Source organism: Mucilaginibacter sp. UYCu711 (assembly GCF_050433825.1).
Classification (GTDB): Bacteria; Bacteroidota; Bacteroidia; order Sphingobacteriales; family Sphingobacteriaceae; genus Mucilaginibacter.
In genome coordinates this window covers 64,991-83,019 of sequence record NZ_JBNPWM010000015.1, presented here as the reverse complement: position 1 = coordinate 83,019, position 18,029 = coordinate 64,991, and the positions used below count along the sequence as shown (strand labels likewise).

Sequence of the window (18,029 nt, the reverse complement as noted above, 5' to 3'; positions counted from 1 at the left end):
TATATAAACCGCCGCTACGCCGGCGGCCCTTGGCAGGCGGCCCGTGCCGCGCGGTAAGGCAATAAAACTTAATTGTCTTGCTATGGAAAAGTTCACGTTAACCCTTCGTTCAAAGACTGCCGTCAAACAGTACGACGGTGCTTTTATGCCTTACGAAAAAGAATTGCTGGCAGAGATACTGACTGCTATCGAAAATAAAGATGCTAATAAGCTGGCCTGGTTCAATGGTTTTGGCGACAGCCTGCGGGCCTTTATTATGAATGTTTATGCCTACCGGAAAGGTTTGGAGTTTGGTTTTACGGACATTAAATTTGATCAGTATGGCTGGTTCAAACGTCCTGCTTTCCTGGATTATGATGTAGTGAAATCAGGTTGCAGCGAACGTTTATAATGACCATAGCGAGATTCGGATAGGTCGTGGTATAACGGTGTCTGGTCATATCCGCTTAGTTATAGCTTGGCTGCGCGGGTGGCGGCTCTGCCCTATCGGGTTACGACCCGCCGTACCCAAACCGCGATGCAGCGTTAGCTGTAGCGCCGGCTAAACTCAAAACAATGTTTACCGAGAAGATCGGCAATACCAATACGACCAATTACAAACAAGAATTGATTATCAAAACCCTGACAGCCATTGAACAGGCGCAAACAGCGATGATTCAACTAAGACTATTTTGATGATGATTTGGCCTGATAGTTCAGGCTGATTTTCTTAGTTTTGATTTATGGAGGAAACTATTCAATCCCGCTTAGAATCATCACGTAAAGAATTGCTGGACCTTGGCCTGCGCAATCCTTTACTCAATTATAAACTAACCAAAGGTAAAGGCGTACATATTGCCGACGAGCAATCGGAGGCGGTCTACGATATTCTGGTGAGGCAACAGAAGTCGATGACTTTCCTGGCTTTGAAGGAAGGTAGTTTGTTCCCCGAGGGGCTGGAGAAATACCAGGACACGCGTTTGCAAACGGAAGAAGATGAACTAAAGCTGCAATCTCGGCTATTGAATACCTATTATTTCGCGCGGACGAGCATTGAGGAACAGGGTGTGAATCTGTTGTACCTGTCATTAGGCATGCTGCGCTGGTATGACAGCGGTGATACGGAAATGCTGCGCTCAGCGCCCTTGGTGTTGGTGCCGGTGAGTTTGGAGCGTTCGAGCGCACAGGAGCGTTTTCGCCTGCGCTACACGGGCAGTGAAATTGGCGCGAACCTTTCGCTGCAGGCAAAGATGCGGACTGATTTTAACCTGACGATCCCGGATATGCCGGAAGCGGAGGAATTTAATTTTGGGGATTATATCGCTTCGATCCGCAGCCATATTAACCGTCAGCCGGGCTGGAGCATTGATGAGCACGCGATCGAGCTGGGCTTTTTCTCCTTTGGAAAATTTTTGATCTATAATGATCTGGATACGGCCAAATGGCCAAAAGCGGTAAAGCCGGAAGCGCATCCGAATGTTCAGGCTTTGCTGGCGTCTGGCTTTCACGAGGACGCATTGGTCGAGGAAGACGACCTCGATACGGATACCAAAGCAAATGAATTGTTTAGGGTGGTCGATGCGGATAGCTCGCAGCTATTGGCGATGCTGGCGGTACAGGATGGCAGTAACCTGGTGATCCAGGGGCCGCCGGGTACGGGCAAATCACAAACGATCACGAATATTATCGCTAACGCGGTCGGCCAGGGCAAAAAAGTATTGTTTGTCGCGGAGAAGATGGCGGCGCTGGAAGTCGTAAAACGGCGGCTGGATCATATTGAACTGGGCGTGGCTTGTTTAGAATTGCACAGCCATAAAACCAATAAGCGGGAAGTCCTGCAGGAATTGAAACGGGTGATGGACCTGGGCAAGCCGCAAACGGCGAAACTGGAACTGGAGATCCAGATGCTGGAGATCTACCGCGTGGAACTCAATGATTATTGCCAGGCGATCAATCACCGGTTAGCCGGCAGCGGCCTGAGCGCACAGCAGGTAATCGGTTTTCTTTTACAAATTGACGGGCTGAGCGAGGGTAGAACATTAGTGAAGCTGCCGTTGCCGGATTTGGAGCAATGGGATGCGGCACGGGTACGGCTGGCGGAAGAAACAGCGGACCGGATACAGGCGAGGTTGAAAGATGTAGGTACGCCGGCAAACTTATTGTTTCATGGCAGCAAATTGCTGTTTGTTTTACAGCATGATAAAGAAACGCTGCTACAGCGTTTACAAATGGCGCACCGGGCGTCGGCAGAATTGGTTGCGGTGCTGGCAAAAATCGGGGAGTCTACGGGCTTTGCTGTAGCGACTGATGCCACTACCCTGCCCTTGCTGGAAGCCTCATTGGAAAAAGCGGCGGCGGCGCCTGATCTGTCGGGGCTGAAAGTGACGGAGCCGGTTTGGCAAACCAAGGCGGATGATATCCGCGAAGTGCTGGCGGCTGGCGCAGAACTGGCGGCATTATACCGGACCTATAAAGATACGTTTGTGGCAGAAGCGTGGTCGCAAGACATATTAGCCATCCGGCAAAATATCGTTATCCATGGCGATCATTGGTACCGGAATTTGAATGGCGGCTATCGTAAAAGCAAACAGCAACTGGCCGGGTTGCTTAAAATTACTTTGCCCGCGGAGGCGAGTGAGAAATTGAAACTGGTAGATGCGATCTCTGAGGCCCGCCGGCTGGAAGGTTTGTTGGGGCAATATGAAACTTTTGCCGCAGGTTTGTTTGGCGGGCGCTGGCAGAAGCAGCGTTCTGACTGGGCTTCGCTGGAATCGGCGGCAGAATACCTGGCCTCCGTAACGGACCCGGTGCTGGTGGCTTACCTGGCTCAGCAACAACCGGCATCCGTAGCGGCAGGATTCCTGGCTACTTTACGGAACTGTTTTAAACTGGCAACGGAGGAAACCGAGCAGGCTTTGGGTGCCTTGCAGCTGGAGATATTTCCGGCTTACTTTGCCGGGCAGGAAACGAGCTGGCGGTTCTTTACGGAAAAATTCGCTGACCTGCAGCTGGTGATGGATTGGAACCAATTGGCGGCACAAGCTGAAAAAGATGGCTTTTCATTTTTAGTACAGGCGGCAACGGACTGGGCTGAAGCGGTTGAGCTGCTTAAAGTAAGTTTACAAAAGACCTGGTATGAGTACCTGATTACCAAGGCATTTCGGTTGAGCCCGGAGCTAACCAAATTTGAACGGGCCAGCCATGAAGAGATCATCAGCAAGTTCCGTAAACTGGATCAGGTGAATCTCTATTATAACCGGGCACGGGTAGCTTTGAAGCACTGGGAAGGTCTGCCAATACTAAATGCGGGCGGACAAGTGAATATTTTAAAAACGGAGTTTAACAAAAAGGCGAGGCATATGCCTATCCGTAAGCTGGTGGAGGAAGCGGGCAAGGTGATGCAGGCGATCAAGCCGGTTTGGATGATGAGCCCGATGTCGATCGCTAACTTTTTGCCGGCGGGCGCTATTGAATTTGACCTGGTGATCTTTGATGAAGCGAGCCAGGTGCGGCCGGTTGACGCTATTGGTGCGATCGCCCGGGGTAAGCAATTGGTTGTAGTTGGTGATACGCGGCAGCTGCCGCCAACAAGTTTCTTTGATAAGCTCAATACAGACATTGATGAGGAAGAAAATGTAACGGCTGATATGCAGAGCATCCTGGGGATGTGCGACGGCCAGGGCGCTCCTACGCGGATGCTGAAATGGCATTACCGCAGCCAGCATGAATCGTTGATCACTTTGTCCAATCATGAATTTTACGAGGATAAGTTAGTGATCTTCCCGAGTCCGGGTTCACGGCAAAACTTGGGCTTACGGTTTCATCATTTACCGGCTGCGGTTTATGAGCGCGGCAAAACCAGGACGAACCCATTGGAAGCGCAAGCGGTAGCGAAAGCGGTCATTTCCCATGCTGGCAAAAATCCGGCTGAGAGTTTGGGTGTGGTGGCTTTTAGTACGGCACAGGCACAAGCGATACAAGCTGCACTGGAGATAGAAAGAAAGGCGAGTCCGGGAACGGAAACGTTCTTTACGGGCAGGCCGGATGAGCCGTTCTTTATCAAGAATCTGGAGAATGTACAGGGTGATGAGCGGGATGTGATCCTGATCAGTATCGGCTATGGCCGTACGGAGGAAGGTAAAGTGCCGATGAACTTCGGCCCGCTGAATAATGAAGGTGGCGAACGACGCTTGAATGTGTTGATCACGCGGGCTAAAATGCGTTGTAAAGTATTTACGAATATTACTTCGGAGGATATTAAGTTGGGCGAATCGGCAAAGTTTGGGATCCGGGCGCTGAAAAGCTTTTTATATTTCGCACAGCACGCGAAATTTGATACGCCGGATCCGGTGATCATCAGCGAGCAGCGGCCTTTTGAGGAGGAAGTTGCGGCGCAACTGGCTAAGGCGGGTTATACGGTGCGGAGTAAGGTAGGGTCACCGGGTTTTTATTTGGATTTGGCGGTCGTTGATCCGGAAAACCCGGGCAGGTATTTGCTGGGGATCGAATGCGACGGGCAGGCCTACGCGAGCGCAGCATCGGCAACGGACCGTGACCGTTTAAGGACACAAGTACTGGAATTGTTCGGCTGGAATTTATGTAGGGTCTGGAGCACGGATTGGTACCGAAACCCTACCCGTGAATTGCAGCGCGTGTTGACGGCGTTGGAGAAGGCAAAAACACTGACAACGGAGCTGGACCGGGAAACAGATACTTACCAATTGGAATTGAAGCGGGAAGATAAATCAGAGACTGCCTCGGAATCTACCGAGTATCGCCTGGCTGAAATTCACATTGAGCATGTACGGGCGGAGTTCCATTTGTATACCTTTGAAGAGTTAGGTAGCTGGATAGCAGAAATTGTTGCTATTGAAGGACCGGTGCATCTGGATGAAGTGGCTAAACGGATCACGGATGCGGCCGGTATCGCCAAAGTCGGTTCCCGGATTCGCTACACGTTGACGCAGGCTTTGCAGCAGGCGGAGCAGGAAGGCAAGGTTGTGGTGAAAGATGAGTTTCTGTCGTTACCTGAGCAGGTGGTTACGGTTCGTGACCGGAGCAAGCTGCCGGCAAGTTTCAAAAAGCTGGGGTTAATTGCGCCGGAAGAAATTCAGTTGGCGATTAGCCAGGTGGTGGGTAACGCGATATCTATTACGGAACAGGAAGCGGTGCCGTTGGTGGCGAAAGCTTTGGGGTTTGGCCGGGTTACGGATGAGTTGCGTCAGCAATTGTCGGAAGCTGTTGGGAAAGCGATACAGGCTGGTATGATTACTTTTGAGGGGTTAAATCTAAAAGTTCTTGGTATAAAGTTATGACCTTGCAATAATTATATACTAAAGAGAGTATATTTTGAATATATATTCCATATAGAGTATATTTGCTTAATATATACCAAATGAGATATGAAGAGATATGCTGTTTTAACAGGCGATATCGTCGATTTTACAAGTCTGAATAACAGACGACGCGAGGAATTAATCGGTGATACCGACGATGTTCTGAAAAACTGGGTGCCACGTCCGGAAGACGCGGCGATTTTTAGGGGTGATAGTTTTCAGGTATTATTTGAAGAATTGGACTTGGCAATTATCAGGAGCATACAAGTGATCTGCTGGTTCAAAAAGCAAGCAACTCAGGCCAATCCGATGTTGAGCACCCGTGTATCGTTAGGCATAGGCGGGCTTGCCTTTAAGGGAAAGACAGTGTTAGATTCCGACGGGGAGGCATTTCATCTATCAGGACGCAACTTTGATCAGATGGAAGGCGGTGAATTACTACGGATCATTACAGGCGACGAAAAACAAGATGAGCGGTTGGCTGTTTTATTGATGTTCATGAACCTGGTCATCAGCCAATGGACGCCAAGCCAGGCGGAAGTGATCTACTGGGTATTGGAGGACCAAAATGCAACTCAGGAAAAGATCGCCGGGCGGCTAAATATTTTCCAGTCAGGAATTGCCAAACGTCTGAAAATAGCGCACTGGAAAGAAATGGAAAAGGCGATCAAATATATTGCTAAGGAACTACAAAAGGTCTAATATGGAAATTAATGTTTTATTACGTCTATTGGTGGCTCACCTATTGGGTGATTTCATCTTGCAGCCTGGATCACGGGTAACCAGCAAGGAAGCAAAAAAGATTTCATCGGGTTCACTTTACCTGCATATAGGTGTAATTACAATTATTGCTTATCTACTACTTTGGGACTGGAGCAAATGGTATATTCCTTTGATCATCGGCCTGACACATTTACTAATCGATATCTGGAAATGCTATAGAAAAAATTCATTATTATATTTTCTGGCTGATCAGGCCGCCCATATCCTTGTCATCTTGATTATCTGGCAGATGTGTTATTTCACATTTGGGGAAGTGACTGCCAAATTCAACACATTATTGCAGGACAATCGCACTTGGCTATTGATTATCGGGTATTATGTGGTAATCTGGCCACTGGGAATAGCAATTGGCAAAGCTACCGAGCGCTGGCAGCGGCTGGCTAAAATGGGTGATGGGGGATTGGATAAAGCAGGCATTTGGATAGGACGCTGTGAGCGGATATTGGTACTCACCTTTATAATTACCGGCCAATACACGGCGCTAGGGTTTCTGATGACCGCCAAATCAATATTGCGCTTTACAGATAAGGATGAAATGACGCAAAAGAAAACAGAATATGTCCTGGTGGGTACACTGATGAGTTTTGCCTCGGCTGCAATCATTGGCGTCATTATCTCCGCCTGCCTGATGACCATTTGACTAACCATCAGATGGCCAATGCTTTTATTCGCTTGAAAAAGAGAAATTTATAGTTACTAAATATCTAAATTGTAACCCATTTGAAACATGACAATGTTCAATTTCAGGAGTAATTATACACCGATAGTATGTAATGAAGCCTCGGATTAACAGCGAGCGCCTAAATCTCTATAATGGCTTAATTTATAGTCACTTATAAATGACAAATGCGAGACTGTTACGGTTTCTTGCATAGGGTAACTTCGTGTTACAATCAAATATAACAAAATTCAATTATTTACACATCTGATTCGACCGAGATAAAGTTATTTATATTAATAGATAGTTGATATAATCATCGGCAAAAGCTGATCAAGTAATAAAATTGCATCGTCAACGAAATAACTCTGATAATCAATTGTACTACGAACGCAATCGACTACTGTTCTATTCTTTGTAATTTTCAATTGTCCCACTCGAACGCATTTTAGCTCGGTTGGGGTCATCTCCTGCATCCCGAATGCTCTACGTTGCCTCAAAAGCTCCCAATACTGGTCTAGCTCAGATCTGACACGGTGCATTCCTTGATATCATCTTCGCTCAGATCAGGGTTCTCGTATAAACTTTCCTCTTTTTCAGTAAGTTCTTTAATGTGCATCAACACCGACTTACCTTGTGGATTTTGTTCCATGATTTGTATTTATCTAGTATAAAATGAAATGGAATGAATTAACTGCATTTCTCATTAAGGAACGCCGCAAGTAGCTCTCTAATAGTTCGGTATTGTATTCTGAACTATCGCTGTTATTGGTTAACTCGATCTCATTGTCGTTTACCAAAATGGTGAACACCGTACCTTCAATAATTTCAAGGAATGATACATTGATCACATCGTAAACATGGGCATACTCAACATTTACGCTCGAGTCTAGTTGTGTATTAACCTCATTAGTAAATTCTTTCTTTAAAAGGTCGAAAAGCGCTTCAGCACTTAAAGGCTGTACATTCTTGTAGGTGTCATAATAAATTATAAGGGGTTACGTAGTAAAAAGAAAAGCAATGTCGGATCACAGGAAGGACGCTTGACTATCCGCTTGTTAAACTGGCTGTTGCAGGTATAACAATTGACAGACAATTTGTTTCAATCTTTATTCCTCAACAGATAAAGGACCTAAGGCAATGGCAAAGCATAAGTGAAAATTTCAATAATGTACCTAGTCCTTAGGCCTTTTTCCAAAATCAATAAGTTTTATGTAAGATTCCCAAACATCAGTTTAAGTGATCTAAATCATTTCAGGCCGATGAGAACCTGCCTTCGTTTAAAACAATTTATTAGACCAAATTAAATCGACGTATTAATCGCTTGTCTTGAGCTATAGCTATTACAACAAAACCAGCGGCACATCGTTGCTATAGAACGATGAGCCTTATCCTGTATAGAATTTTATTTTTTTGCCTGGTGCCCATCGGCATCTATATCCTGGTGAAAACCGTCCGGATGCTCAAAGATTTATTTAATGGCGAAGTGATCGCGGAGATCCCTTTCACGCAAAAAGAAATCACTTTAAAGATCAGTCGGCCCGGGATCTATGCCATCTGGCAAAAAGGCCAACTGCCCCGCCGGACACCCGTAGATAAATTTCAGGTGAAATTGGTCCAAGTGCCATCAGGTGAAATTGTCTCTTTACCCAATCATTCTTCAGCCCATACCTCAATGGAATGGATACCGGCCGCATGGAAATGAACCGCTTCTCGGCCGAAAGCGGTACTTATCGCTTAACGGTCGTAGAGGAGATCAAGCGTTTCTATATTTGAAAAGATCGCCCTTAGCTTTGTACCGTCCAAACCGGTTGACTACAGCCAGTACTTTATCCAGGTCAGAGAAAGCCGCCCGGTCTATTATATAATCGCTGCCATTCCGCTTTTTACGTTCTCGGCTTTTTTAATGATCGGCGGCCTGGTAGCCGGCTTTATGGCACCAAGTATACTGGTGGATCTGGTATTTTAATTAAATCAATCATGACGAACACCGCATTGCCACGCTACCAAAAACCAATACATCGAAACTTTGACGCACAAGTACTGGTCAATCTTACGCTGAAACCTTAACCATGATGATAAATACCAGCGAACAAGCCCTTCAGGCAGCCGGGGAAATCCTCGATAAAAATAAAATTAAGCATAGCTCAATCGGCAACCCTGATTTTAAATTAGACTATCCATACAATAAAAGAACTCTGAAAACAGACGTATCGGTGGTGAGTTATACTTATATGGTTTTTGAAGAGGAAATGGCTTTTATTTATCTGGATGACCGCGACGGGCTTATATCAATTACCTGGGCCCTGCACGAGAGTGCAGGAAAAAAGCAAATTAAAATACTGCAGAAGGTGTGAATTCTTTTCATTTACTTTTTATTAGTCAAGCTAATTATCACCCTCAAAACTCGTTGCGACTGATGAGTCAGAGGATTTTATTGAAAACTTGTTTCTGAAACTATGGAATAATGGAACTTGTTTATCTAACTATGCATTTGGAGGCAAGCCTCTCACAAAATCATCCCATTATCTATTGCATAACGGATTAACTGTGCTGTGTTTTTTACATTTACTTTGGTATATAAGTTTTTGCGATGGGTATCAACCGTGTCCACACTTATAAACAACTGCTGGCTTATTTGCGTGTTGGTAAAGCCCCCGGCAACCAGTTTTATAATTTCTTTTTCCCTCCTGGTGAGTACCGGTTGCTGGCTTTCCTTTTCAAGGGTGGATTTATAAATTTTTCCGGCTTCAAAACTAAAATAAATCCCCCCTTTACTAACAGTCTTTATGCCATCGATTAATTCCTCCCTGGTTACATTTTTGAGCAAATACCCGCTGGCACCGTTCACCAGCATGCTGGTCATGTAAATACCCTGGCTAAATGCGCTCAGGGCTAAAACCATGGTTTCACGGTGATTTGTTTTTATTACCCGGCACAATTCAATTCCGCTCATATCGGGCAGGCTGATGTCCATCAGAACTATGTCGGCTTTATGAGCGTTAAAATATTCCAGGCAGGCGGAAGCTGTACTGCATGAACCTGCTATAAGAATGTCTTTCTCGTTTTGCAGTAATACCCGGATCCCTTCGGTTACCACGGCGTGGTCTTCCACAATAAAAACTTTGATCATGTTACTACACCATTAATTCAATATTGATCGTTGTGCCTTCAGCCGGTTTTGATTCCAGATGCATATGGCCGTTTAGATAGTTAACCCTGGATTGAATATTACTTAAACCGATACCCGGTGGTTTCTCCTGTGCGTCAGGCACAAATCCATTTCCATTATCTTCTACGGTGATCAAAACCTTAACAGGCGTCCGGGTAAGCTGTACGACAACCTGCGACGCATTGCCATGTTTGATCGCGTTATTCACCAGTTCCTGTATAATGCGGTATATATTTACTTCGGCTATATTACCTAACGGTCTTTCCGGTCCAAACTGTTCACATATAATTGGGGTGTTGCTCATCAGTTGCATCGATTCACAAAAATCTTTAACCGCATTTTTCAATCCAAACTTTACCAATGTTTCCGGCATCAGGTTATGCGCCACTTTACGCAATTCGGCAATTGTCTGGTCAAGGTCCCAGATCGACTTTTCAAACGCCACGGCATTTTGCTGATCCATTACTAAATTTTCTTTCATGTTTGAAAATGATATTTTTACACCCGACAACATGCTGCCAACTCCATCGTGCAGGTCTTTAGCCAGCCTCACCCGTTCCTCTTCCTGGCCCTTAATCAGGGCCTCTGCCTCCATTAATTGTTTTTCTTTTTCCAGGTTGGTAATTTTTTGCCGTTCAATTTTTTGCCTGTTTTTATAATTAAGGTATGCGGCAAAACTTATGATCAGCAAGGCTATTATGGTGACTGTCAGGATGATATTAAGCAATGTTTTTTGTTTTACCGCTGCTGCCTGAACTTGTTTTTCCCTCTCCAGTTGCGCTATGGTCTTTTCCTTTTGACTGTTCTCGTAAATGGCCGCGAGGGTACTGGCTTGTTTTATGTTGGTTTCGTTGAGTAAGCTGTCATTCAAAACAATAGCCTGGTGCAGGGATTGATAAGCACCCAGTTGGTTACCCGATTCATTGAGGTACGCTGCCATGGCAACCGAAGCGGTTACCATCGTTTCTTTATGCCCCGTTTGCTTCGCCAGTGCCATGCTTTGTTCAACATATTTTTTTGCTTCGGCCATATTATTTTTCTCCATCTGCAAACGGGAAATGGCAGCATATATCCTTGCAAGATCATCCATATGCCCTGCATAATTATAGTATTTAATTGCCTGGTTTAGCAGCACAAGAGCATAATCAGCTTTTTTTTCTTTTAACGCTATTTGTCCTGCCAGGTAATAATAGACGCTGGTTACCGCTTCGTCCGTGGTATCGGGCATCCGAGGTTTAATTTTGTTTAAGGCTGTGCTTGCTTTGGTGAGCTCGCCCCTGTCATAATAGACGTCTGCTATTTCTGTGTAAATTCCTGCGATCATGGCAGTGGAAAATTTGTCATGTATTTTTTCAAATAGTTTTATTGCCAACCGACTATACTCCAGCGTTTTTTCGCTATTGTGTAGCACTTTATAAACCGATGCGATCCTCCTGGCAACCTGTGCCTGGTTTGGCAAGTCCACACCGTCGTAACATTTTAATGCTTCAAAATAATTATTCAACGCGGTATAAAAATCCTCGCGGAAGTCGTATATCACGCCTTTATCAAAAAAGGCGGATGCTTTTTCCCCTTGCCACCGTGGATTTCCAGAATTGCCGGCGACCGCGATGACCGAGTCCAGGTAAACCAGGGAGCTGTCTGCTTTTTTTGCGCTTTTATAATAACGTCCTTTCCAATAAAGGCAGGCTAATTTCCCATTTTTAGATTTTAGTTGAAAGCTAAGCCTGTTCGCTTCTTCAAAATAGGGTATCACCTGTTTTTTTTGGTCTAAAAAAACGGCGGAATTCATCAGGTTAACTAACGCGCGCACTCTCGAAGTATCCGCCAGCGGATGTTTGGCCAATTCTTTTACTAGAGAATCTTTTTTATGCAGGAACTGCTTGTTAAAATAGTCCATTTGGGCCTTTAGTGTATTAGCCGATAAAAGCAGCAGGATTACAGATAAGATTGCACGATGCCTGAGGTGATGCATTACAAGGGTCTTTTTTATTATAAAGGTTGTAATAAATACATTACCCCCCACTAGTTTTTTAAAAAATCACCCTTTTACGGTTTGAAAATCACCCTTTTACGGTATATAAAAAAGGAAAAACCTCTTCAATTTTGTATTGTATCTATAAAAAAATGTTCACTAAGCTATTATCCACCTCGAAATTTAATGACCTTTTTAAATTATTTAACATGGCCATTTTATTGCCGAGAAAACTGACCCTTATTTGCATGTTGGTGTTGGGGCCCATTTGCGTGGTGCATGGAATTGTCCAAAAAGACACCGAAGAGATCCTGGCAATGTTGGCTGTATTGATATTGCCATAGTAAGCCTAGTTAGTGATGCCCGGAAAATAGTTTCCAATAAACAGGGCAGGGAGCTATTAATATTAACCTAAGTATTATGATTTGAAAAACACACGGGCTCATAAAAAAGTATCATAGATTATCAACGGAGGATATTTATGAAACAACCAGTAATTGAAGGTGTGAACATTATGCCACAATTAGAGATAACCTTAGGTTTGGATATGCACAAGGACAAGATCGTCGGCTTTAACTCTTGTAAGGATCGTACCCAAAAGCAACCAACTCGAAAGAATCTGCAACAAGCACGAAAATATTTTTCAAGCACATAGCGATTCTTTGCGGGCGGGAATATTTAAACCGAATGCCTATATGATGAAATTGGCTATAAAAGGAGGATATTTTTTCTCTTTATCTTATAGGCATTATAGAAATTATAATAACGAACATTAAAACCTACCAGGAATGAAAACACTTCAAAACCACTCTGCATTTAACGGGATGCAAAACGCATTCAGCAGATACAGGAAAAATCAGATAGCAACCACCATTTTAGAAAAAACCAGAATAAGCATTGATAAATCCATGCTTGCCGCCTTTCTCATGTATGGCTTATTAATTACTTTGTATGGTTGCGGAAAACCTTCCAATCCCCCTATTCCCCCTCCGGTAAGCACCGTCGGCTGTGCTATTACAGGAGATGTTGACCAGGCGCTCGGAAGCCGTATATTTGAGTATGACGATAAAGGCTTTCTGATTAAGATGACAGGCCCCAATTATTATTACGGGCCTTTCGTTGAAACGATAACATCCGCTAAAGTTGTTGACGCTTATCCTACGTCGTCGGTCGATGGTAATGGTAATCATTACAACGGTACCATTAACACCACCTATAGTTATAGCGGCGGCAGCGGGAATATCTATGATGGCAACCCCGAATTTATTCATCGTGTGTTTAAGGCTTCAAATCCGCCTTCGTCATTAAAAACAGACTCATTGTTTCATTTTTTTTATGACGATGCAAAGAAACACCTGACAACCATATTAATGGCTGGTAACGGTTCCGTGGACGTTGACGGTTTCACGCTTTTCAAAGTTGAACTCAATTTTACTTACGACGCCAATGATAATGTAACACAAATAAAAATTTCATATACCTACACAAAGGAGGTCAAAAGCCCGCAAACTGGTGAGGACCATATATATACCAAACAAATTGCTGATGAGGTGCTGAATATTACCTATGACGATAAGCCGTCCGCATACACGGCTATTTCAAAATACTGGAAGTTTATAGGTGGAGATTTTATTGGTTTTAACGCTTATAACCTGGATAAGCTTCGTTTTTGGGCGGGCCGATGCGCCATCCTGAGCAAAAATAACCCTGTAAAAATCACCGGGAAGCTGAGGCAAACCTTTGGATCATCCCTTTTCGACATTAACGCAAACCTTACCTATCAATACAACGAGAAGAATTTTCCGGTCAGTATGGCGATTAATGGTGCGGGGGTACAAGCTTTTACTTACAACTGCAAATAGGCACAATTAACGCAAGTGCTATATTTTAACTTATGATAATGCCCGGCGTAGTTAACAGGGAATAAGTTAAAATGGCGGTAAACGACTTCGTTCGCTTGATCCTGAAAAGATACTGTCATCCCGATAAAACGGGGGCCCGTTAAACGTCCCTTAGTTTCTTGCCCCGGCCCATCAAACCCGAAAGCACTTAAAATTGCAAATGAAAATAATGAGTATATGAAATTAAATCTTAAAAAAACCAAATGAGCAAAGTAAAAATCGCATACAGCTTGTGCCTAATATTATTGTTGGTGGCCTTCACAACCTTCTCCTCCTTTGGGCAGGAAAAAAGCGAAACAGCTAGGCTTTCAGGAACGAACGAAAACCATCAGGTATTGGCGAGCCTGGCTGGTTCATGGACCTTTGCGGGCAAACATACGTTTGCAGGTAGTACACATATCATTGAATTTAAAGGAACTATGACCCGGACACCATTATGGGATGGCCGTTATTTTACCTCTGAAGTTACCGGACAGGAGATCCCGATGCCATGGTCAAACGGGAAACCGGTTACTCTCCACGAAATGATGACCGAAGGATATGACAATGTAAAAGGCAAGTTTGTAAGTTCCTATATCAACAATGAATTTGAAACTGGCATCATTCTATTAGAGGGTGACTATAATACAGCCAGTAAAACCATCACTTATGAAGGTGAAACGCTATCGCCCCCTCGGATAAATCTGCCGGCCGGCTCCATGCGCAAATTTCATGTACTGCTCAAATTTATAGATAACGATCATTACACGCTTGAATGGCACGAAAGCATTTGCGGAAAGCAACTTTTTGATACAGTACTTAACTTTACCAGAAAATAAACGAATATAGTATGAAACGCAATAATTTCTTACAGACGCTAATAGGCGCCGGTATTATTCCGCCTACCCATTTAACTTAATAGCCAAAACCTATACAAAAATGAGGGAAAAAACCGGCTATAAAACAGATGCCGGGACTGACCGCTTTCAAAAACCTATAAACCTGTTTGATGGGGATACTTTTTATACCAAGGTAGCTACTAAAGCTACCGATGGTGATCTGTATATATTTGAATCATCGCGTGTAAAAAAAGGTGGTCCAAATTTGCATCTCCATTATGGACAGGATGAGTGGTGGTATATTTTGGAGGGCGAGTTTGTGATTAAAGTAGGCGATAAAATGCACCATGTTAAACCCGGCGATAGTGTATTTGGACCGCGGGATTGCCGCATGCTTTTTCAAAGGTGGGTGACGGCGTTGGGCGGATGCTCACTACTTTTCAGCCTGCCGGTAAAATGGAAGAATGTTTTATAGCGATAAGCGAAGGAAAAATGAAAGGCAAACCCGAAGGTGAGCAGGACGAGTTCAGAAAAAATCATAGGTTTGAACGCGTGGGGTCACCAATTGATATCTTAAAGGCCTTTTAATTCAGGTATGATAGTCCCCCTTTTTTACCTTATATTACTATACTGAAGTAAACAAATAATACTGAAAATATGTCAAATGTTAAATTAGTTCTCAGCCTCATTCTACTCTTTAGTAGCTTATGTTGTTACGCTCAAGGTAATGAAAAATCAATTCAAATCCAGGTTAATCGTATGATTTCTGATTGGAATACTCATGAATTTAAAAATATGGACTTATATACCACGGAAGATGTTGAATGGGTAAACATTGTAGGTATGTGGTGGAAAGGGAGAAACGATGTAAAAAAAGCACACCAAAGCACTTTTGATATTTTCTTTAAAGGGGTTCCTTTTACACAAAAAAGTTTAAATATCAGGTTTCTGACAAATGATGTTGCTATTGCTAATTTAGTTTGTCATATTGGTTCGCTTTTTCCGCCTGATGGTATTGACCGCGTTAATAATAGAACGCCCGAAACTGACAATTTATTAATGTTGGTTTATAGGAAGAAAATTGGCATATGGCTATTAGCTGCCGGACAAAATACCATTATAGATCCAGAGGCTGCAAAACATAATCCCATAACTATGAAAACAAATTGACAATTGAACTATAAAATTAAACTACAACAATTGTCTGTTGAAGCAATAACTTTCGCCCTTGTCGTGATTTTATCCAACTAAGATGTCCACAAAGAAAGTATGGTTATAAACATAGTTTGGTTAAACCAGTATTAGCTAAATATAATTATAAAGGAAACGGATTTTAATTAGATATAATAAATACCTATTAATAAAACATAATGAAAATCAGCAATTATATATTAATTATTATTAGTCTGGTCTGGCTGTGTGGATTAAAGGCCCACAGTCAGCAAATAGATACCGCAAAAGAAAATACGGCGATCAAGCAGCTCATTAAAAATTATGAAGATGCCTGGAACCGGCACGATCCTAAAGGATTGGCTGATAACTATACCCTTGATGCCACTTGGGTAAATTGGTTTGGTGCTTACTATAAAGGCCGGGAGGATATTGAAGTCCACTATCAGCAGGTACATATCACCTATTTTAAAGCTACTCATTATTATACCCGAGCGGTTGAAGATATTACCTACACGCATCCCGACGTTGCCATCTCACATGTTCGCACGGGTTTAGACGGCGACGAAAGATTTCCCGGCCAAACTTTTGAGTTTCGAAGGATGATCATCCTGGTAAAACGTGACGGCGTTTGGAAGATCTTTGCCGGACAAAATGCGAAACTGGAAAAAGGAATTAAGTAATGGCGAAGTCACCCCACACTAACTTATGTTTTAATCGGTCCACAATTGCGGTGTAGTGATTCGTATTTTCTCATTTTGTTTATTGTATCAATGTTAGCTCTTGCTGTAATATGTAATGGATACTGAAATAAACACGGCATCCATGCCCGGCTTGGCTTCCAGGTGGATCTCCCCACCCTTCAGTTGCACTATTTTCTAACAGAGATAGAGCCCCAATCCGGTTCCGAGCTTGGTCTGGCCATTATCTGCCTGGTAATAACTGGTAAATAGAATAGCCCGTTACTCCTGCGGAATGCCGATACCTGTATCGCTGATGACAACTTTGAGCAAAGTTCTTCCATTTATCCGGCAGATTAGTTGTAAAGGCATCTATTATAGCTTTAAGCTCTTTAACCTCCACGTTTTCTTCAATCAACGTATGGTTGACCTGCACAGCTGCCAAACGAAAATCCAACTCGCCAGAGTTTGGTTAAATCATTGATTTTCAGGCTCACCTTACTACTTTGTTATCGAATCAATTAAAGGAGGATATAGCTAAAATCTACGAATTAAGCCAGTGTATAGCTATCGAAACATCAAATCACATAAAAGTAAAAAAAACGGCGAAAGAGAGTTTGTAAGTGGTTACATCCCATAGCATGATTAAACCATATAAGGCGTAACTTAAAAGCATTCAAGTAACGTTAATTACGAATATATGGGAAGCAAGGTAAAGCTAAGTAAACAAGCTAAGATTGGTGCGGCTAAAAGGATATGTGATTTATATAGTCAAGGCCAATATACAATTGCTGCATGTTGTGAAGCTGAGGGTATAAGCTATTATACATTTCAGGGCTGGGCGCAAACTAATTTAATAGACCAAAATATACGGGATGGTGTTTATAGACGTGGATTTGTCCAAGAAGTCCAAGAGCTTTATAAGAAAGCTTTAGCGCAGAATGAGGTCAACTTATAAAGCTATACATACTCAGATTAGATTTGACGAATATGGAAACTCAGTCGCATCTATCATAAAAAAGATCGAAAAGTATCTCCCACCGGATTACCTCCAAAAATTGGAAACTACCTATACTGTGACAGAAAAAGGCTGGCGGTAGTTCGCTGAAATAGAAATCACTAAAGAAAGGTTCTTAAATAACCGTCGTCCATTGGCTCGTCAATGCCTGGATTGGAGTGAACGCCGTCCGCATTTATCGGGTCAACTTGGCGCTGCTTTCCTGGAAAAAATGTTAAAAAGGAAATGGTTCAAACGGGTTCAATTTTCCAGAGAACTGATTGTTACATCTAAAGGTTGGGAGCAACTTTTCAATCTTTTAGGGGTTGTGTTACCATGAGTTTATTTATCTTGTTGAATTATTGCGATCCTAACTTTACGACTCGAAATGTTCCGCTGAGGGTTCAAACCATTATCTTTGGCCAATGGCTACCTTGTTTCGCTTTCCGCCTGTTACCGTAGACCCTACCGACCCAACTTATTTAACTGGGAAAAGCGAAGCGTTTGCCAAACTTAAAATTGAATCCAATTTCACATCAAAATTAGGTACCGAAGCCTAA

20 protein-coding genes are annotated in these 18,029 nt (G+C 43.3%); 15 read left to right on the top strand and 5 right to left on the bottom strand.

The window, feature by feature from the left end:
- Positions 1 to 82: 82 nt before the first annotated feature.
- From ABIB50_RS25405 to ABIB50_RS25390, 4 genes are all read left to right on the top strand, one after another.
- Positions 83 to 391, top strand: coding sequence for a hypothetical protein (locus ABIB50_RS25405; protein ID WP_429384573.1), 309 nt, complete (start codon positions 83 to 85; stop codon positions 389 to 391).
- A gap of 331 nt (positions 392 to 722) precedes the next feature.
- The gene (locus ABIB50_RS25400; protein ID WP_429384571.1) at positions 723 to 5,294 is read left to right on the top strand and encodes a DUF3320 domain-containing protein; all 4,572 of its coding nucleotides are present in this window, start codon (positions 723 to 725) and stop codon (positions 5,292 to 5,294) included.
- An 87-nt stretch (positions 5,295 to 5,381) separates the two neighbouring features.
- Positions 5,382 to 6,017: a hypothetical protein gene (locus ABIB50_RS25395; protein ID WP_429384569.1), complete on the top strand. Its 636-nt coding sequence runs from the start codon at positions 5,382 to 5,384 to the stop codon at positions 6,015 to 6,017.
- A 1-nt stretch (position 6,018) separates the two neighbouring features.
- Complete coding sequence (locus ABIB50_RS25390) at positions 6,019 to 6,738, top strand: DUF3307 domain-containing protein (RefSeq protein WP_429384567.1); 720 nt, start codon at positions 6,019 to 6,021, stop codon at positions 6,736 to 6,738.
- A 314-nt stretch (positions 6,739 to 7,052) separates the two neighbouring features.
- On the opposite strand, the gene ABIB50_RS25385 is transcribed toward ABIB50_RS25390, so the two are convergent.
- Both ABIB50_RS25385 and ABIB50_RS25380 read right to left on the bottom strand, forming a co-directional pair.
- Complete coding sequence (locus ABIB50_RS25385; protein ID WP_429384565.1) at positions 7,053 to 7,298, bottom strand: hypothetical protein; 246 nt, start codon at positions 7,296 to 7,298, stop codon at positions 7,053 to 7,055.
- Positions 7,274 to 7,408, bottom strand: coding sequence for a hypothetical protein (locus tag ABIB50_RS25380; RefSeq protein ID WP_429384563.1), 135 nt, complete (start codon positions 7,406 to 7,408; stop codon positions 7,274 to 7,276). The genes ABIB50_RS25385 and ABIB50_RS25380 overlap by 25 nt, the downstream gene beginning before the upstream one ends.
- Positions 7,409 to 8,137: 729 nt before the next feature.
- On the opposite strand from ABIB50_RS25380, the gene ABIB50_RS25375 reads away from it, so the two are divergent.
- Positions 8,138 to 8,461 carry a hypothetical protein gene (locus ABIB50_RS25375; RefSeq protein WP_429384561.1) on the top strand — a complete coding sequence of 108 codons (324 nt, stop codon included), beginning with the start codon at positions 8,138 to 8,140 and terminating at the stop codon, positions 8,459 to 8,461.
- A 367-nt stretch (positions 8,462 to 8,828) separates the two neighbouring features.
- The gene (locus ABIB50_RS25370; RefSeq protein WP_429384559.1) at positions 8,829 to 9,113 is read left to right on the top strand and encodes a hypothetical protein; all 285 of its coding nucleotides are present in this window, start codon (positions 8,829 to 8,831) and stop codon (positions 9,111 to 9,113) included.
- A gap of 152 nt (positions 9,114 to 9,265) precedes the next feature.
- Here the strand turns inward: ABIB50_RS25370 and ABIB50_RS25365 are convergent, their stop codons facing one another.
- Together ABIB50_RS25365 and ABIB50_RS25360 are read right to left on the bottom strand one after the other, a co-directional pair.
- Positions 9,266 to 9,889 carry a response regulator gene (locus ABIB50_RS25365; protein ID WP_429384557.1) on the bottom strand — a complete coding sequence of 208 codons (624 nt, stop codon included), beginning with the start codon at positions 9,887 to 9,889 and terminating at the stop codon, positions 9,266 to 9,268.
- A gap of 4 nt (positions 9,890 to 9,893) precedes the next feature.
- Positions 9,894 to 11,903, bottom strand: a complete 2,010-nt coding sequence (locus ABIB50_RS25360) for a tetratricopeptide repeat-containing sensor histidine kinase (RefSeq protein WP_429384555.1) — start codon at positions 11,901 to 11,903, stop codon at positions 9,894 to 9,896.
- 152 nt (positions 11,904 to 12,055) lie between these two features.
- Here ABIB50_RS25360 and ABIB50_RS25355 point away from each other — a divergent pair, with 152 nt between their 5' ends.
- From ABIB50_RS25355 to ABIB50_RS25325, 7 genes are all read left to right on the top strand, one after another.
- The gene (locus ABIB50_RS25355) at positions 12,056 to 12,247 is read left to right on the top strand and encodes a hypothetical protein (RefSeq protein WP_429384553.1); all 192 of its coding nucleotides are present in this window, start codon (positions 12,056 to 12,058) and stop codon (positions 12,245 to 12,247) included.
- A 137-nt stretch (positions 12,248 to 12,384) separates the two neighbouring features.
- Positions 12,385 to 12,558 (top strand): hypothetical protein, encoded by a 174-nt coding sequence (locus ABIB50_RS25350; protein ID WP_429384551.1) that lies wholly within the window; start codon positions 12,385 to 12,387, stop codon positions 12,556 to 12,558.
- A gap of 133 nt (positions 12,559 to 12,691) precedes the next feature.
- Positions 12,692 to 13,765 carry a hypothetical protein gene (locus ABIB50_RS25345; RefSeq protein WP_429384549.1) on the top strand — a complete coding sequence of 358 codons (1,074 nt, stop codon included), beginning with the start codon at positions 12,692 to 12,694 and terminating at the stop codon, positions 13,763 to 13,765.
- Positions 13,766 to 14,007: 242 nt separating this feature from the next.
- The gene (locus ABIB50_RS25340) at positions 14,008 to 14,622 is read left to right on the top strand and encodes a DUF1579 family protein (protein ID WP_429384547.1); all 615 of its coding nucleotides are present in this window, start codon (positions 14,008 to 14,010) and stop codon (positions 14,620 to 14,622) included.
- 100 nt (positions 14,623 to 14,722) lie between these two features.
- Entirely contained in the window at positions 14,723 to 15,097 is a 375-nt protein-coding gene (locus ABIB50_RS25335) for a cupin domain-containing protein (protein WP_429384544.1), read from the top strand.
- 182 nt (positions 15,098 to 15,279) lie between these two features.
- Positions 15,280 to 15,792: an SgcJ/EcaC family oxidoreductase gene (locus ABIB50_RS25330; RefSeq protein WP_429384542.1), complete on the top strand. Its 513-nt coding sequence runs from the start codon at positions 15,280 to 15,282 to the stop codon at positions 15,790 to 15,792.
- A gap of 200 nt (positions 15,793 to 15,992) precedes the next feature.
- Positions 15,993 to 16,475 (top strand): YybH family protein, encoded by a 483-nt coding sequence (locus ABIB50_RS25325; protein WP_429384539.1) that lies wholly within the window; start codon positions 15,993 to 15,995, stop codon positions 16,473 to 16,475.
- A gap of 241 nt (positions 16,476 to 16,716) precedes the next feature.
- On the opposite strand, the gene ABIB50_RS25320 is transcribed toward ABIB50_RS25325, so the two are convergent.
- A complete protein-coding gene (locus ABIB50_RS25320) occupies positions 16,717 to 16,929 on the bottom strand; it encodes a hypothetical protein (RefSeq protein ID WP_429384537.1) in 213 nt (70 codons plus the stop codon).
- A gap of 243 nt (positions 16,930 to 17,172) precedes the next feature.
- Between ABIB50_RS25320 and ABIB50_RS25315 the strand changes: the two genes are divergently transcribed.
- Both ABIB50_RS25315 and ABIB50_RS25310 read left to right on the top strand, forming a co-directional pair.
- Positions 17,173 to 17,430: a hypothetical protein gene (locus ABIB50_RS25315; protein WP_429384534.1), complete on the top strand. Its 258-nt coding sequence runs from the start codon at positions 17,173 to 17,175 to the stop codon at positions 17,428 to 17,430.
- Positions 17,431 to 17,894: 464 nt separating this feature from the next.
- On the top strand, positions 17,895 to 18,029 hold the full coding sequence (locus tag ABIB50_RS25310) for a hypothetical protein (RefSeq protein ID WP_429384531.1): 135 nt from the start codon (positions 17,895 to 17,897) through the stop codon (positions 18,027 to 18,029).